The 17,020-nt window shown below is 43.9% G+C and carries 16 protein-coding genes; 2 read left to right on the top strand and 14 right to left on the bottom strand.

Translation table 11 applies throughout. The annotated features are described in order from the left end of the window. Positions 1 to 16 precede the first annotated feature (16 nt). The 8 genes from fdx to trmJ all read right to left on the bottom strand — a co-directional run bounded on the left by fdx (position 17) and on the right by trmJ (position 6,289). The gene (gene fdx, locus QQ041_RS21240; protein ID WP_017629863.1) at positions 17 to 355 is read right to left on the bottom strand and encodes an ISC system 2Fe-2S type ferredoxin; all 339 of its coding nucleotides are present in this window, start codon (positions 353 to 355) and stop codon (positions 17 to 19) included. Positions 356 to 375: 20 nt separating this feature from the next. Continuing rightward, positions 376 to 2,226, bottom strand: a complete 1,851-nt coding sequence (gene hscA, locus QQ041_RS21235) for a Fe-S protein assembly chaperone HscA (RefSeq protein ID WP_285954984.1) — start codon at positions 2,224 to 2,226, stop codon at positions 376 to 378. 22 nt (positions 2,227 to 2,248) lie between these two features. Further along, positions 2,249 to 2,764: a co-chaperone HscB gene (gene hscB, locus QQ041_RS21230; protein ID WP_017629865.1), complete on the bottom strand. Its 516-nt coding sequence runs from the start codon at positions 2,762 to 2,764 to the stop codon at positions 2,249 to 2,251. Between the two features lie 84 nt (positions 2,765 to 2,848). After that, positions 2,849 to 3,172, bottom strand: coding sequence for an iron-sulfur cluster assembly protein IscA (gene iscA, locus QQ041_RS21225; protein ID WP_010440519.1), 324 nt, complete (start codon positions 3,170 to 3,172; stop codon positions 2,849 to 2,851). A 97-nt stretch (positions 3,173 to 3,269) separates the two neighbouring features. Next, positions 3,270 to 3,647 carry a Fe-S cluster assembly scaffold IscU gene (iscU, locus tag QQ041_RS21220; RefSeq protein WP_004735094.1) on the bottom strand — a complete coding sequence of 126 codons (378 nt, stop codon included), beginning with the start codon at positions 3,645 to 3,647 and terminating at the stop codon, positions 3,270 to 3,272. A 33-nt stretch (positions 3,648 to 3,680) separates the two neighbouring features. Further along, on the bottom strand, positions 3,681 to 4,895 hold the full coding sequence (locus QQ041_RS21215) for an IscS subfamily cysteine desulfurase (RefSeq protein ID WP_017629866.1): 1,215 nt from the start codon (positions 4,893 to 4,895) through the stop codon (positions 3,681 to 3,683). Positions 4,896 to 4,922: 27 nt separating this feature from the next. Next, on the bottom strand, positions 4,923 to 5,444 hold the full coding sequence (gene iscR / locus QQ041_RS21210; RefSeq protein WP_010440512.1) for a Fe-S cluster assembly transcriptional regulator IscR: 522 nt from the start codon (positions 5,442 to 5,444) through the stop codon (positions 4,923 to 4,925). 116 nt (positions 5,445 to 5,560) lie between these two features. Continuing rightward, positions 5,561 to 6,289, bottom strand: coding sequence for a tRNA (cytosine(32)/uridine(32)-2'-O)-methyltransferase TrmJ (gene trmJ / locus QQ041_RS21205; RefSeq protein ID WP_285954983.1), 729 nt, complete (start codon positions 6,287 to 6,289; stop codon positions 5,561 to 5,563). A 181-nt stretch (positions 6,290 to 6,470) separates the two neighbouring features. On the opposite strand from trmJ, the gene suhB reads away from it, so the two are divergent. Continuing rightward, positions 6,471 to 7,274: an inositol-1-monophosphatase gene (gene suhB, locus QQ041_RS21200; RefSeq protein ID WP_017062836.1), complete on the top strand. Its 804-nt coding sequence runs from the start codon at positions 6,471 to 6,473 to the stop codon at positions 7,272 to 7,274. Positions 7,275 to 7,518: 244 nt separating this feature from the next. Here suhB and secF read toward each other — a convergent pair whose 3' ends face one another. The 5 genes from secF to queA all read right to left on the bottom strand — a co-directional run bounded on the left by secF (position 7,519) and on the right by queA (position 13,182). Then, positions 7,519 to 8,466: a protein translocase subunit SecF gene (gene secF / locus QQ041_RS21195; RefSeq protein ID WP_285954982.1), complete on the bottom strand. Its 948-nt coding sequence runs from the start codon at positions 8,464 to 8,466 to the stop codon at positions 7,519 to 7,521. A gap of 14 nt (positions 8,467 to 8,480) precedes the next feature. Beyond that, positions 8,481 to 10,337, bottom strand: a complete 1,857-nt coding sequence (gene secD / locus QQ041_RS21190) for a protein translocase subunit SecD (RefSeq protein ID WP_081090147.1) — start codon at positions 10,335 to 10,337, stop codon at positions 8,481 to 8,483. A 20-nt stretch (positions 10,338 to 10,357) separates the two neighbouring features. Continuing rightward, on the bottom strand, positions 10,358 to 10,687 hold the full coding sequence (gene yajC / locus QQ041_RS21185; protein WP_285954981.1) for a preprotein translocase subunit YajC: 330 nt from the start codon (positions 10,685 to 10,687) through the stop codon (positions 10,358 to 10,360). Positions 10,688 to 10,798: 111 nt separating this feature from the next. Continuing rightward, a complete protein-coding gene (gene tgt / locus QQ041_RS21180; RefSeq protein ID WP_017056177.1) occupies positions 10,799 to 11,935 on the bottom strand; it encodes a tRNA guanosine(34) transglycosylase Tgt in 1,137 nt (378 codons plus the stop codon). A gap of 194 nt (positions 11,936 to 12,129) precedes the next feature. Beyond that, a complete protein-coding gene (gene queA / locus QQ041_RS21175; RefSeq protein ID WP_285954980.1) occupies positions 12,130 to 13,182 on the bottom strand; it encodes a tRNA preQ1(34) S-adenosylmethionine ribosyltransferase-isomerase QueA in 1,053 nt (350 codons plus the stop codon). 345 nt (positions 13,183 to 13,527) lie between these two features. On the opposite strand from queA, the gene QQ041_RS21170 reads away from it, so the two are divergent. After that, positions 13,528 to 13,974 (top strand): CBS domain-containing protein, encoded by a 447-nt coding sequence (locus QQ041_RS21170; protein WP_017070674.1) that lies wholly within the window; start codon positions 13,528 to 13,530, stop codon positions 13,972 to 13,974. Positions 13,975 to 14,038: 64 nt separating this feature from the next. On the opposite strand, the gene QQ041_RS21165 is transcribed toward QQ041_RS21170, so the two are convergent. Beyond that, a complete protein-coding gene (locus QQ041_RS21165; protein WP_285954979.1) occupies positions 14,039 to 17,005 on the bottom strand; it encodes a hypothetical protein in 2,967 nt (988 codons plus the stop codon). Positions 17,006 to 17,020 lie beyond the last annotated feature (15 nt).

The following is a 17,020-nucleotide window of genomic DNA, read 5'->3' as shown; positions in this document are numbered from 1 at the left end:
GACCATAGAGAAGTTCTTAGTGATCTTCAGACGCTAGGTTCAATGTGTACTTTGGAATCTCTACTACAAGATCTTCATTAGCCACTTTTGCTTGGCAACCAAGGCGAGATTCCATCTCTAAGCCCCATGCTTTATCTAGCATGTCATCTTCTAGATCATCACTCTCTTCTAAAGAATCAAAACCTTCACGAATCACAACGTGACATGTCGTACATGCACACGATTTTTCACATGCGTGTTCAATACCAATACCGGCCTTCAGTGCAACATCAAGAACCGTCTCACCAGTTTTTGCTTCTAAAACAGCGCCTTCTGGACATAGATCTTCGTGAGGTAAAACAATAATCTTTGGCATGTTTATCTATTCTCTAACTATTAAATATTATCGACTGACTGACCTGACAGTGCAGCACGAATTGATTTATCCATACGACGAGAAGCAAAGTCTTGACTCGCTTTGTCGGTATTCTTAATTTCTAGTTCAATGGCATCGGCATTATCGCCATTACGCGCTTCAATCAGTGCTTCAATCGCTTGAACCAGTTGTTGTTTACCTTGCTCATCCAGCAGCTCATCGCCATCAGCTTGCATTGCAGCAATTAGGCCTTCAATAACGCGATCCGCTTCTACGCGTTGCTCAGCAAGAGCACGCGCTTGCATGTCTTCTTTTGCAAAAGTCATCGAGTCTTTCAGCATGCTCGCTACTTCGTTATCACTTAGGCCATAAGAAGGCTTAACTTGGATTTCAGCTTGAACACCCGTGCTCTTCTCCATAGCGGTGACCGATAGTAGACCATCTGCATCTACTTGGTAAGTCACACGAATATGCGCCGCACCAGCAGTCATCGGCGGGATGCCTTTAAGAGCAAATCGAGCCAGTGAACGACAGTCATCAACCATCTCACGTTCACCTTGAACGGTGTGCACTGTCATTGCAGTTTGACCGTCTTTGAACGTGGTAAATTCTTGTGCGCGAGCAACTGGGATTGTGGTGTTACGAGGGATGATCTTTTCGACCAAGCCGCCCATGGTTTCGATGCCAAGAGACAGGGGGATAACGTCCAGTAGCAGCATTTCAGAATCAGGCTTATTACCGACTAAGATATCCGCTTGAATCGATGCACCAATCGCAACCACTTCATCAGGGTTAATGCTGGTTAATGGCATACGACCAAAGAAGTCACCCACCATTTCACGTACAAGCAATGTGCGAGTAGAACCGCCGACCATCACGACTTCTAGTACTTCATCCGCGTCAACTTCCGCATCTTTCAGTGCACGACGGCATGAAAGCAATGTTTTCTTCACAAGTGGCTTGATGATCGCTTCGAACTCATCACGAGTTAATGAACCAGACCAACCTAGTACGTCAACCTCAACGCTTGCCGTTTCAGATAAGCCAATCTTCGCTTCTGTTGCGGCGTCGAGAAGAATACGATTCTGTTCTGCAGTTAGCTCTGATAAGCCCATTTGCTCTTGGAAATGATCCGCAACTAAATGGTCAAAGTCATCGCCGCCTAATGCAGAGTCGCCGCCTGTTGCTAAAACTTCGAAGACACCTTTAGAAAGGCGTAGGATAGAGATATCAAACGTACCACCACCTAAGTCATAAACAGCAATTACTCCTTCTTTACCTGAATCCAAGCCGTAAGCAATCGCAGCTGCAGTGGGTTCATTAAGAAGACGTAACACGTGAAGACCAGCAAGTTGCGCCGCGTCTTTCGTACCAGCACGCTGTGCATCATCAAAGTAAGCAGGAACGGTAATAACAGCACCAGATAACTCGCCACCAAGTGTTGATTCAGCACGTTGACCTAGCGCTCGCAGAATGTCTGCTGATACTTGAATTGGGTTCTTGTTGCCTTGTTCTGTGCTAATCACAGGCAGACCATTATCACTTTCTTCAAACTGATATGGCAGAGACGGGTATCGCTGTTGGATATCTGACAATGAACGACCGATTAATCGCTTCACCGAGATAATGGTATTTTTAGGATCAGTCTGTGCATTTGCACGAGCTTCATCACCAGTCGTGTACGACTCTGACGTATAGTGAACAACGGAAGGCAGAATACTGCGACCTTGTTGATCAACGAGCGTGCTCGCCTCACCACTGCGCACTGCCGCAACCAATGAGTTTGTTGTACCTAAATCAATACCCACAGCAAGCTTGTGCTGGTGAGGAGCGGCGCTTTGCCCTGGTTCTGCAATCTGAAGTAGTGCCATGGATGTGTCCTTGTTATACGAACTAGCCGATCAAACGATCTTCAACTAATTCGATTTCATTCTTTAATTTTGCAATAAACTTAAGCTTTCTTACTCGGTCTGCAGCTTCTAACCAAGCTTCGCTGTCGAGTTCTTGTTGGATAGCGCTTAATTGTTGTTTATACATTTTGCTAACCTTTCCTTCAAATGCAAACAATGCATCTTCCGGATCAGAACTGTCGGCGATGTCTTCAAGCTCTTCACGCAATTCCATTTGCTCCATCAGGAACATAGGATCTTGCATGGTCTGCTGCTCGCCGCGAATATCCTCACCATGTTGCACTAACAGGTATTCAGCTCGGCTGATTGGATTCTTCAACACCTGGTACGCATCGTTAATTTGCGCAGCTTTTTGCACGGCTAATAGGCGATCACGCTCAGAAGCTGTGGCAAATTTATCAGGGTGGAATTGACGTTGCAGATCTCTAAACTGAGAAGAAAGAAGGCTACCATCCAGTTGAAACTGAAGTGGTAGCCCAAATAATTCGAAATGATTCATGTAACGGTGGTCCTAAGTTTAGGCTCTTTAAACAGAGCCTAATTTTATTCTTCGCTCACTATAAACGCTCAACGATTGAGGCGTTTATACATTGAAGCTCTCACCACAACCACATTCGCCTTTCGCGTTCGGGTTGTTGAATTCAAAACCTTCGTTTAGGCCTTCTTTTACGTAATCAAGCTCAGTACCGTCTAGGTAAACTAGGCTCTTTGGATCAATGATGACCTTAACACCTGAATGCTCGAACACTTCGTCTTCTTCGTTAAGCTCGTCAACGAATTCCAGTACATACGCCATACCCGAACAGCCAGTAGTTTTTACCGCTAAGCGCAACCCGATACCTTTACCTCGGTTATCTAGGAAAGCTTGAACTCGGCTTGCTGCCGTATCTGTCATGGTGATGGCCATACTACAACCTTGTGTTTTATATAAATTGAGAACTCAGGGGGAGCACAAAGGATGCTCCCAAATATTACTTTTTGAAGTGATTACCTTGCAGAAGCGATTAGTGCTTCTTTTTGTAATCCGCAACTGCTGCTTTGATTGCATCTTCAGCAAGAATTGAACAGTGAACTTTCACTGGTGGCAACTCTAGTTCTTCTGCAATTTCAGAGTTTTTGATAGCCGCTGCTTCATCAATGCTTTTACCTTTAACCCACTCAGTTACTAGTGAGCTAGAAGCGATTGCGCTACCGCAACCGTAAGTCTTGAATTTTGCGTCTTCAATAATACCTTCTGCAGATACTTTGATTTGCAGTTTCATTACGTCACCACAAGCTGGTGCGCCAACCATGCCGCTACCTACACTTGGGTCTTCTTTATCAAACGAACCTACGTTACGTGGGTTTTCGTAGTGATCAATTACTTTTTCGCTATATGCCATGATAGTTACCTCGAATCCTCTATTTCCGTGAGATTAGTGATGAGCCCACTCAACAGTGTTCAAATCAATCCCTTCTTTATACATATCCCATAGAGGAGACATGTCGCGTAATTTGTTTACCGCTACACGGATTTGTGCAATCGCGTAGTCGATTTCTTCTTCCGTTGTGAAACGGCCGAATGAGAAACGTACTGAGCTGTGTGCCAGTTCATCGTTCAGACCAAGAGCACGAAGAACGTATGAAGGCTCTAGGCTTGCTGATGTACATGCAGAACCTGATGATACTGCTAGGTCTTTTAGAGACATAAGCAGAGATTCACCTTCAACGAAAGCAAAGCTCACGTTTAGGTTGTGTGGTACACGTTGGTCTAAGTCACCGTTTACCGTTACCGCTTCTAGATCTTGAACACCTTTCAATAGGCGCTCACGAAGTGCTAGTGCGTGATCGTAATCTTTCTGCATGTCTTGCTTAGCAACAGCACAAGCTTCGCCCATACCCACGATTTGGTGAGTAGCAAGCGTACCTGAACGGAAACCACGCTCATGACCGCCGCCGTGCATTTGTGCTTCAAGACGAATACGCGGCTTACGACGAACGTAAAGTGCACCGATACCTTTAGGGCCATACATTTTGTGAGCTGAAAGTGAGATTAGGTCAACTTTCATCTCTTGTACGTCTAGTGGGATTTTACCCGCAGATTGCGCCGCATCAACGTGGAAGATGATCTTGCGTGAACGACATAGTTCGCCGATTGCAGAGATATCTTGGATTACACCAATCTCGTTGTTAACGTGCATGATAGAAACTAGAACAGTGTCTTCACGCATTGCAGCTTGTAGCTTGTCTAGATCGATGATGCCGTTTGCTTCTGGCTCAAGGTAAGTTACCTCAAAACCTTCACGCTCTAGTTGGCGACATGGATCAAGAACCGCTTTATGTTCTGTTTTGCACGTGATTACGTGCTTACCTTTCTTCTCGTAAAAGTGCGCTGCACCTTTAATAGCAAGGTTATCTGACTCTGTAGCACCAGAAGTGAAAACAATTTCACGCGGGTCTGCATTTAGTAGGTCAGCAATTTGCTCACGAGCATTATCTACTGCTTCTTCTGCCTGCCAGCCGTAACGGTGTGAACGAGATGCAGGGTTACCGAAGTTACCGTCCATCGTCATGCACTGAACCATTTTCTCAGCAACTCGTGGATCGACTGGGCATGTAGCTGAATAGTCAAAGTAAATAGGCAGTTTCATTTTCTACTCCAATGTAAAAACTGACCGCTAAGAGCGGGCATTAACACCGTGAGGTGCTGCACTAATCGTTGTAGTGCTCGTATTTTTATGTGCAAAACCATTATTAACCGCAAGATCGATATCTTGACGATCAGAAATTTCTAAAACTTCGTTATCTTTCATTAGCTCACCGAGCGTAATGTCGTTTAAAAAGCTGCTGATTCGGGAGCTTAAATCACGCCATAGAGTGTGAGTTAAACAACGACTACCACCTTGGCAATCTGCTCGACCGTGACACTTAGTCGCATCGACTGATTCGTCTACTGCTGCAATCACAGTTCCGACAGCGATGTCGCTCGCTTCAGCACCTAAACGGTAACCACCGCCAGGGCCGCGAACACTAGCAACTAAGCCAGCTTTACGTAACTTAGAAAATAGTTGTTCTAAGTAAGATAACGAGATGCCTTGTCGCTCTGAAATATCAGCCAGAGGAACTGGGCTTTTTTGCGAATGCAGTGCTACATCTAGCATAGCTGTTACCGCATATCTTCCTTTAGATGTAAGTTTCATATCACACCGTATCCACATTGTTTATGTGGTTGGAATCTTCCCATACCCGACTAAATTGGTCAAGTATTTAGTTGACTATTTTAGTCAGGTATTCACCCTTAGCTATTGTATGGACTTTATTTGTCGCTTTTGCTCTTCTCAATCGAAGTCAAAATACCGCGAAGCGTGTTGATTTCTTGCAGTTCTGGACGAGCACGGCTAAATAGACGACGTAGCTTGTTCATAACCTGACCCGGCTTATCCTTAGAGATAAATTGGGTATCGATGATCACTTTTTCAAGGTGTTCATAGAACATTTCTAGTTCATCGTGACGTGGGTACTCATCTTGTTGCTGTGGCTGATATTGGCTAGCCACCATATCAAGGTGTGCAACACGTACTTCGTAGCTGAGTGTCTGTACTGCCATTGCTAGGTTTAGCGAGCTGTATTCCGGGTTAGCCGGAATGCATACATGGTAATGACACTTCTGAAGTTCATCATTAGTTAAGCCAGTACGTTCACGGCCAAATACTAATGCTACTGGGTGCTTCTGACCTTCAACCGCAAACTTTTCACCACACTCACGAGGCTCAAGCATTGGCCATTCAAGCGTACGAGAGCGAGCACTTGAACCCACAACCAAGCCACAGTCTTTTACTGCTTCTTCAAGAGTAGAAACAATCGTCGCGTTTTCTGCGATGTCACCTGCACCAGCAGCCAGTGCTAAGGTCTGCTCGTCAACTTCACATTGAGGGTCTACAAGAACTAATTGACTCAAACCCATCACTTTCATTGCGCGAGCTGCTGATCCGATATTTCCCGAATGAGACGTACCAACCAGAACGACTTTTACATTGTCTAACATGCTATATGACACCACTTTAAAAATAATCGCGAGATATTAACACATAGCAAAGTAAAATGGTCAGACCCTTCGCGGAATGTGAAACCAAGAGTTCAAAAAATAACCACTTCCCTTTTGGTAAAACTTTGGTATACTCGCCGCCGCTTTAAATTGTTCTTTAACATCTTGTGGGAAAAACCATATGCATCCAATGCTAAACATTGCGATACGCGCTGCGCGTAAAGCTGGCAACCATATTGCTAAATCTCTAGAAACAACTGATAAGATCGAATCGTCTCTAAAAGGTAACAACGATTACGTTACTAACATTGCTCAAGAAGCTGAGTACATGATTATTGAGACAATCAAAGCATCTTACCCAGAGCACAGCATTATTTCTGAAGAGAAAGGCCTGACTGAAGGTAAAGACTCTGACGTACAATGGATCGTTGACCCACTAGATGGCACCAACAACTTTGTAAAAGGTTTCCCTCACTTCTCTGTATCTATCGCTGTTCGTATGAACGGTCGTACAGAAGTTGCTTGTGTTTATGACCCAATGCTAAACGAGCTATTTACAGCTCAACGTGGCGCTGGCGCTCAACTTAACAACGCTCGTATGCGTGTTACTCAACTAAAAGACCTTCAAGGTACTGTTCTAGCGACTGGTTTCCCATTCAAGCAAAAACAACACTCTGAATCTTTCATGAAGATCATCTCTGGTCTATTCATTGACTGTGCTGATTTCCGTCGTACAGGTTCTCCTGCTCTTGACCTATGTTACCTAGCAGCTGGCCGTGTTGATGGTTACCTAGAACTTGGCCTTAAGCCATGGGATCTAGCAGCTGGCGACCTAATCGCTCGTGAAGCTGGTGCTATCATGACTGACTTTGCTGGCGGTACTGATTACATGACTTCTGGTAATGTTGTTGCTTCAAGCGCACGTGGTGTTAAGTCTATTCTTAAGCACGTTCGTGAGAACGCTAACGAAGGTATGCTGAAGTAATTCAGACCTTACGTTAAAGCTCTCTTATAGCAGAGCGTAGAAATTCTAAAGCCTCGCGATTGCGAGGCTTTTTTGTATCTGCGATTCCAAGATGCGAGATACGATCCGAATGTCTCTTAGTGAAATGAAGTACAACTCACTTCAACGTTAAATTGTATTGAGCGTCCCCGTAGAATACAGACGTAAAAAAACCGCTAGTTGCCTAGCGGTTTTTTTGGTTTAGCGAAACTTGTTAAGCCAAGGCCTAAGGCATTTCGTCAAACTCTTCACCTTCTTTATCCACTTGTGGTGGCATTAGGTGTTCACGCGTAATACCCAACTTCATAGCGAGTGCAGATGCAACGTAGATAGAAGAATAAGTACCAACAGTAATACCAAGTAGAAGTGCAGTTGCGAATCCGTGAATCATAGCGCCGCCCTGAACGAACAGTGCGATAACTACGAATAACGTTGTACCAGAAGTGATCAATGTACGGCTCAATGTTTGTGTGATTGAGCTGTTTAGTACTTCAGGTGCTTCTCCTTTACGCATCTTACGGAAGTTCTCACGAATACGGTCAAATACAACGATGGTATCATTGAGGGAATAACCGACTACCGTTAGCAATGCCGCGACAATGGTTAAGTCCACTTCGATTTGCATCATCGAGAACACACCCAGTGTGATGATAACATCGTGCGCCAATGCTAATACCGCACCCGCCGCCAAACGCCATTCGAATCGCACAGATACGTAGATCAGGATACAGATAAGAGAAACAAGAATGGCAAGGCCACCCGCTTCTGTTAATTCGTCACCCACGTTAGGACCAACGAACTCGATACGACGCATTTCAACTTGCTCACCAGTACCGCTCTCAATAGCAGAAAGGATCTGGTTACCAAGTGTTTCGCCCGCTACGCCATCACGTGGACGTAAACGAACCATTACATCACGAGCTGAACCGAAGTTCTGTACCGTTGCATCACCAAAGCCTTCTGCTTCTAGTGCACTACGGATATCAGGAAGATGTGCCGGTTGTTCAAAACCAACTTCAATCAGAGTACCGCCAGTAAAATCTAGCCCCCAGTTCAACGATTTCGTTGTTAGGGTGAAGATAGCAGTACCAATCATCAAGATAGAAAAAACAAAGGCAACCTTTGACCAACGCATAAAGTCGATCATTTTGTCTGCTTTTAGAATCTGAAACATATTAATTCCTAGCCTTAGATCGACAGTTTTTTAACGCGTTTACCGCCATACATCAGGTTCACGATACAACGTGTTCCGACAATAGCTGTAAACATTGAAGTCAAGATACCGATAGACAGCGTTACCGCGAAGCCTTTGATAGCACCAGTACCCACAGCAAATAGAATGATTGCTGTTAGTAGTGTGGTGATGTTGGCATCGGCGATTGTGCTGAATGCGTTCGCGTAACCTTGGTGAATCGCTTGTTGTGGACTGCGTCCATCTCGAAGTTCTTCACGTATACGCTCAAAGATCAGTACGTTGGCATCAACTGCCATACCGACCGTTAATACGATACCGGCAATACCTGGCAGGGTCATGGTAGCCCCCGGAATCATCGACATAACACCGATAATCAACACCAAGTTAGCCATTAGCGCAACGTTCGCAATCAAACCGAAAGTACGGTAGTAAAGCAGAGTAAACAACATTACTGCAGCCATACCCCAAACCATCGCCATGATACCCATATCGATGTTTTGTTGCCCCATAGATGGACCAATCGTACGTTCTTCTACAATCGAGATAGGCGCAATCAATGCACCAGCACGTAGTAGAAGTGCCAAGTTATGAGCTTCAGCCGTTGAGTCGATACCTGTAATACGGAAGTTACGGCCTAGCGCAGATTGAATCGTCGCTTGGTTAATTACTTCTTCGTGCTTACTTAAGATAACTCGACCTTCCGGTGTTTTACGACCGCTGTCTTTGTACTCTGCAAATACCGTTGCCATTAGCTTACCGATATTCTGACGAGAGAATGCAGACATCTTGCTACCACCTTCGCTGTCTAGCGAGATGTTAACTTGAGGACGACCATATTCATCAACACTTGAGCTTGCATCCGTAATACTCGAACCGCCTAGAATAACGCGTTTCTTAAGTACCACAGGGCGACCATCACGATCTTGCTTGATTTCGCTACCCGCAGGGGCACGACCAGAAGCGGCAGCGGCTAAGTCAGCACTGCTATCCACTTCACGGAACTCAAGTGTCGCAGTCGCACCAAGGATTTCTTTAGCGCGAGCCGTGTCTTGTACACCAGGCAATTCCACTACGATACGGCTAGAACCTTGACGTTGAACCAAAGGTTCAGCAACACCAAGTTCGTTTACACGGTTACGTAGAATAGTAATGTTTTGCTCAACCGCGTAGTTACGGATTTCTTGAAGACGAGCCTCTGTAAAGCTTGCAACCAAAGAGAAGCGACCGTTAGATTCAGAATCTACGAACGTCATATCTTGGTGCTTAGATTGCAGTAGCGATTTGGCTTCAGCAAGCTGTTCTTCGTTACGTAGGATCACTTCAACCGCATCTTTACCAGATGGGCGAATCGCACGGTAACGGATTTTCTCTTCACGAAGTTCACTGCGGAATGCTTCTTCTTGTTGGCCAACCAACTTTTGCATCGCAGCGTCCATATCCACTTCCATTAAGAAGTGAACACCACCACGTAGGTCAAGACCAAGTTTCATTGGCGCTGCGCCAATAGATTCAAGCCAATCAGGAGTTGAAGCCGCTAGGTTTAAAGCAACGATAACGTCATCGCCTAGTGCTTCTGTGATGATATCACGGGCACTAATTTGCGTATCTGTGTCGTTAAAGCGAACAAGAATGGAACCGTTTTCGAGAGCAACGGATTTAGTAGAAAGGTTTTCTGCTTCAAGAGCATTGGTGACAGCATCCAGCGTAGACATATCTACAGAGGCGCCGCGCGCCCCTGTAACTTGAACTGCCGGATCTTCACCGTATATATTTGGAAGAGCGTACAACGCAGCGATAGCGATGGCAAACACCACCATCAAATACTTCCATAACGGGTAACGGTTTAGCACAGCGAGGATCCTCTAGCTGTTTATAGAGATTTCAGAGTACCTTTTGGTAGCACTGCTGTAACGAAGTCTTTCTTGATAACTACTTCGTTGTTTGCATTCAGTTCGATAGCAACGTAGTCGCTGTCTTCAGCAATCTTAGTGATCTTGCCGATTAGGCCGCCGCTTGTAAGAACTTCATCGCCTTTGCCCATAGAAGACATAAGGTTCTTGTGTTCTTTAACACGCTTAGCTTGTGGACGGTAGATCATGAAGTAGAAGATCACAGCGAACATACCTAGCATGATAAGCATTTCGAAACCGCCGCCTGCTGGTGCACCTTCTGCTGCTGCCTGAGCTTGAGAAATAAACATTTAAAACATCCTCTATTTATATTTTCGTAATTGTTTGTCTAATTGGGTCGCATCCCTTTATTTTCAAGCCCCATCACTCGGAAGAGAGATAGGGCTCGCAAAAAAGAAATACTAAGATTCTTTACCTAATGGTGGCACTTCACGCCCCATTCTTGCGTAGAACTCTGCAACGAACTCTTCAAAGCGATCTTCATCGATAGACTGACGAATGTCTGACATTACTCGTTGATAGAAACGCAGGTTATGAATCGTGTTCAGTCGAGCACCTAGGATTTCGTTACAACGATCCAAATGGTGTAAGTACGACTTGCTGTAGTTCTTACAAGTGTAACAGTCACACTCTGAATCTAGTGGTGTTGTATCGGTTTTATGCTTCGCATTACGGATCTTGATCACACCTTCAGTCACAAACAGGTGGCCGTTACGTGCATTTCGCGTTGGCATTACACAGTCAAACATGTCGATACCACGACGAACACCTTCAACTAGGTCTTCTGGTTTGCCTACACCCATTAGGTAACGTGGCTTATCTTCAGGCAGTTGAGGACATGTGTGCTCAAGAATGCGGTGCATATCTTCTTTTGGCTCGCCTACTGCTAGGCCGCCAACTGCATAACCGTCAAAACCAATTTCAGTTAGACCTTTAACAGATACATCACGAAGGTCTTCATACACACCACCTTGAACGATGCCGAATAGTGAGTTCGGATTTTCAAGCTTGTCGAAGTGGTTGCGTGAACGCTCAGCCCAACGAAGAGACATCTCCATTGAGTCTTTTGCTTCTTTGTGTGTCGCTGGGTACGGCGTACACTCATCGAAGATCATTACGATGTCTGAACCTAGGTCTTTTTGGATTTCCATAGACTTCTCAGCGTCCATGAAGATCTTGTCACCGTTTACAGGGTTACGGAAGTGAACACCCTCTTCAGTGATCTTACGCATTGCGCCTAGGCTGAACACTTGGAAGCCGCCTGAATCAGTCAGGATAGGACCGTGCCAGTTCATGAAATCGTGCAAGTCGCCGTGCATTTTCATGATTTCTTGACCAGGACGTAGCCATAAATGGAATGTGTTACCTAATAGAATTTCAGCGCCTGTGTCTTTCACTTCTTCAGGTGTCATACCTTTTACAGTACCGTAAGTACCTACAGGCATGAATGCTGGGGTTTCAACGGTACCGCGTTCAAACTGAAGTTGACCACGACGTGCGCCGCTATTAGTTTTTTTAAGTTCGTATTTTAATTTCACGAAGCCTCCAATATGCCAGAGAAACAATCTGACTGTTAATTCAGAACCTTAAGCCAAACAAAAGTTCAGTTTAGTGGGTTCTATGAGGAGCGGTCGCGTATTCCTTGCGAGAGATTAGACAGACACCCTGCCCGACTCCTAGCTTACTGCTAGCACCCGTAAATTCTGTTTATATCGTTTATAACCAGCTTAAATTAGCTCGTTTTCTTATTGATGAACATGGCATCGCCGTAGCTGAAGAAACGATATTCGCTCTTCACCGCGTGATCGTATGCGCCCATCACATGGTCGTAGCCAGCAAATGCACTTACCAACATAATCAGCGTTGATTCTGGCAAGTGGAAATTGGTAATCAAGCAATCCACCAACTGGTACTCATAACCAGGGAAGATGAAGATTTCTGTATCACCAAAGAAAGGAACTAACTCAGTGCCGTTTTTCAGTGCATCTTGAGCCGCACTTTCGAGTGAACGTACCGATGTTGTGCCGACAGCGATAATACGGCCGCCACGAGCTTTTGCTGCAGCTACAGCGTCAACCACTTCTTGCGGTACTTCAACGTACTCAGCATGCATGTGGTGATCATTGATATTATCGACTTTTACCGGCTGGAACGTGCCAGCACCAACGTGAAGTGTCACGTAAGCAAACTCGACACCTTTAGCTTTCATACCAGCCATTAGCTTGTCATCAAAGTGAAGACCTGCTGTTGGCGCTGCAACCGCACCCGGCTTTTCATTATAGACAGTTTGGTAGCGCTCTTTATCTGCATCTTCATCAGGACGATCGATGTAAGGAGGCAGTGGCATGTGACCAACACTGTTAAGAATCTCTAAAACGCTTTGATCAGATGTGAAATGGATTTCAAATAACGCATCGTGACGCGCCACCATTTCAGCTTCATACTCATCGTTCTCACCAAGGAACAACTTGGTGCCCGGCTTCGGTGATTTAGAACAACGAACATGCGCAAGTATGCTTTTCTCATCAAGCATACGTTCAACCAACACTTCAAGCTTACCGCCTGATGCCTTGCGACCAAATACACGAGCAGGAATTACTCGAGTGTTATTGAAAACGACAAGATCGCCTGGCTCAACTAAGTCTAAAACGTCTTTAAACGAACCATCAGCTAGGTTACCGCTATTGCCATCTAATTTAAGCAGGCGGCTTGCTGTACGCTCCTCTTGAGGGTAGCGAGCAATGAGTTCATCTGGTAGGTCAAAGTGAAAATCTGAAACTTGCATGTGTCTAGTCTTGTCTTGTCTTGTCTTAGTTGATGAGATTTGTGCCATTAACGAACTATAAATCGTAGTTGCTGAACAATGGTTACGGTAAGTCAATCGTTACCGGAAACACATCGCAAACACGACTAAAATTTTCGCAGTGGGCTAGTATAGGCACACGAGCCGCAATAGCAAGGTTTACAGCAATGGATTATTGTAAAGAGGCGTAAAATAATGCTACTGATTCACCTCCTTAAACTAAAAAATTAGTTGCATAAAACTCACTCAAAAATGCGTCAGATCTCAGTTATTTTTGGGATAAAAAACTATAGTAATAGTAACAAATAAAAAAAGAAGGAGGTTCGTATGATCAAGGTTGAAGATATGATGACTCGCAACCCTCATACTCTATTGCGCTCACACTCACTGGCCGATGCTAAGCACATGATGGAAGCACTTGATATCCGCCATATTCCGGTCGTTGATTCCGACAGAAAGCTGCTTGGTGTTGTCACACAACGAGACGTTCTAGCCGCTCAAGAATCCAGCCTACAAAATATCCCACAAGCTCAATCTTTTACTCTTGCCACCCCCCTCAACGACATCATGCACAAAAGTGTTATGTCGGTAGAACCTCGTGCAGGATTGAAAGAATCGGCTATCTATATGCAGAAACACAAAGTGGGCTGTTTACCTGTCGTAGAAAACCATGAACTAGTGGGGATTATTACAGACAGCGATTTCGTCACGATAGCGATCAATTTGTTAGAGCTACAAGAAGAAGTCGAGCCAGAAGAAGCGGAAGTAGAGTAACGCTCGGAAGCTATAGAAAGAGCCTCATAAAACTATGAGGCTCAAAGTTAAGTTATTTATGTTGTTATTCGCCGCTACAAATTGAGGCACGTCGAGCCTTCAGGTTGTGCTGCACTATCATTCGGATATCATCAATCGCTTCAGTTTCAACAACGTCACCATATTCGTCACCTAACTGAAGAGACAACCTCCACCCTGAAGCTGCTACACTTCTCTCTTTAAATGAATAAGTTGGGTTAAGGATCTCTTTATTATCATGATAGCCAGTCATGATATTAGCGCTCATATGCTGTTTAAAACTGCTTTTAGATACAACACCGTTATTGGAAATATCTGAAAAACGTGTTGAATAGGGAATCAAATCTTCTTTAAGCCCTTCGCCATCATCAGTTAACATTCCTGGAATACGGCTACGCATGTAGTTATTACCACCATAAGTAAGAAGTGCGCGAGTTGCAGATTCACCCGATATGTCATAATTGATTGCAAGGTTAATCGAAATCCCGTCAATTTTATCGGAGTAATTCCCAGCAACTTCTAAACACATCACATCATCTTCGTTGCCAAGTATCGGGCCATGAAAAAGGTTCGTTTTAGGAAAGTGTTTCACGGTACTGAACTCTACAGTTAACCATTTATCAAAGCCAAAGTTACGAGAAAGCAGCTTTAACTTTGCGTTAAACGCTTCATCTGCAGTCAACATATCTCCGCTACCATCAGGAGCAGGGTAGTAAATGGTTTTCCCACCATGATTATCGATGTAACCAAAAACATGTTCCTTTAGGGAAATAACATCCGTCACTTTCTGGCCGAATGGCGTATACATCTTATCGTCAAAACGCTTTAATGCATCTAAGTAAGCGGTTGATCGCTGTGTATCTTGGAGCTTAAACACAAAGTTTTTATCAAAACCCTCAAGGCGATCATAAAACGACTCCTGCCATTTATACTCAAGTGCTTGTACAGCATAAAAAAGCCATTCTTTAAGGTTAGAGAACTCTGATTCAGCTCGAGATGTTTCAACGGTCAACGCACTGAAATTCAGCGGATTAGCATAAGAGCGTTCAGATTTAAGATGTTCATTTTGTTCTATTTGAGCAACCAAACGCTGAGCTTCTGCACTAAAGGCTACCAATCTATCGGCATCATCAACTAAATTAGAAAGCGACTTAGCCATATCAGCTTTAGCAGTTTCTAGCTCTAACGTTAGTTCCTTAATCCGACCTTCTGTAAAGACATCTAATTGTTCTGCTCGTAAGCCTTTGATTCTTGAACGCTCGAGCAAAGCCAACTTCTGAATATATAATTCAGCTTCAAGAGAGCTTCCCTTCAAAGCGCCTTGTAAGCTTTCAATAGCAGAAAATGTCGATGACAAGTCGGTGGAACCGATATCGTTCAAAAAGCGGCCTAAGATATCAAGAGAGCGCTTAACGCCTTCGGAAGACAGCACTAAATTCATATCCAAAGTCGACTTTCGGCTTTCATCAATTAAGCTTTTGAAAGGAATATCATTAAGACCCAACTTAACCGTAATCTCATCGATCGCATTGTTAACATCCTTATCTTGCTCAATACGTTCAATTTCTTTCGATATGTTTTTCAATACCTCACTATGAAGTCTATAGGCTCGTTCAACTTCGGTCTTTGTAGCTTGAACGCTTTTCAACTGGTAGCCGATTAAGCTTCCTTGACGTTGACTCTCGGTCTGTTCTTTACAAGGTCTAACATCCGAGTCGACCGAACATCCGAGTAAAGTAAACAATCTTGCCTTTAATCGGTCATTTTCTTGAGCGAAGTTTCGTGCAAATGAATCCAATTGGTAGTGGTAATCAACACGCTCTTTTTGAGCTTTATTCAATGAATACTCTAATGAGTGTGACATCCCACCTAACACTTTTTCCAAAGACTCGAATGAGCTGTTCCCAATATTATCTTGCGAGTTGTAATCTGGCATCAACAAAACAAAATCATCAGGCAGCCCTAAATAGTTAGCTCCACCTTCGAGCCAGTTGGCTACAGATTTCAAATCAACAATGTTGCCTTTAAATTTATCAAGCTCAGAGGACAACATTATATGGGTATAGGAATCAGCGCCTAACAAACGACGTAGCTGCTTCTCTTGTAAAGAAACTCGCTCAAGCAGTGAGCTTGCTTCATATGCAAGCTTAGATTTTTGCTCTGCAGAGCTCGCCGATACTGCCTTTAATTTACTGAGTTGTACTTGCTGAGACAATAACTCATTCATTAATTGATAAGCTAATAAAGCATCTTTATAACCTGTAATTAAAAGGTCTTCTTGATATACCGGTAATGACTGTCCTTTGTCATTTAGATATCGAGCACTTTTTACATCACGAAATGGCTGCGCATTAGCAAATGTTTGAGGGTGGTTTTCGATCAACTTCCAATAGCCATCAAAAGCATTTAATAGAATATCGAAAGATTGTTGACGGTATTTTTCTACAGTTGAGGTACTCGCTTGCTCAATCCACTGTATTCTAGCTTGGTCAGTAGAACGATTAGCCAAAATAAAATCGGCTGTAGCGCGATCATAATAAATATCAAAAAGTACCGCTTCTAAATCTTCCATGTCGGAAGTTTCGACAACGAGGTTTTCAATAGTTTCAACTGCATCGTCAGCTTGACGTTTTTCTGCAATACCCCATAAAGAATCGAAGGGTACTCCTTCTCTAACTGCAGATAGTGCAACGATAATCTCGCCACTTTTTGGATCGAGAGTAAACATACGTTCCAAATAACGAAAAGCTGTTAAGTCCTTATTTTCAATACTTTGGGCATACTGAGGATACAATTTCGATAAAGTTTCTTCGATGACTGCATGCTGATTAGAAAATTGAGGTAGGGTTGACCAACAAGGTTCACCTTCAATAAATTCCTGATAACAATTTCGCTCTAAATTTACCTCATCGAACAAATCGTTCCCGTTTTTATCACCTGAAGCATTAGCCATTCCTGACAATAAAAAGAAGGGTGCAACAAGCCCTACCAAACGTTGTTTAGTATCATTCATAATTATTCTTTTGAT

The sequence above is a fragment of the Vibrio sp. TMPB1044 genome, assembly GCF_030442075.1.
Lineage (GTDB): Bacteria > Pseudomonadota > Gammaproteobacteria > Enterobacterales > Vibrionaceae > Vibrio > Vibrio satsumensis.
This window is presented reverse-complemented; position numbering and strand designations above follow the sequence as displayed.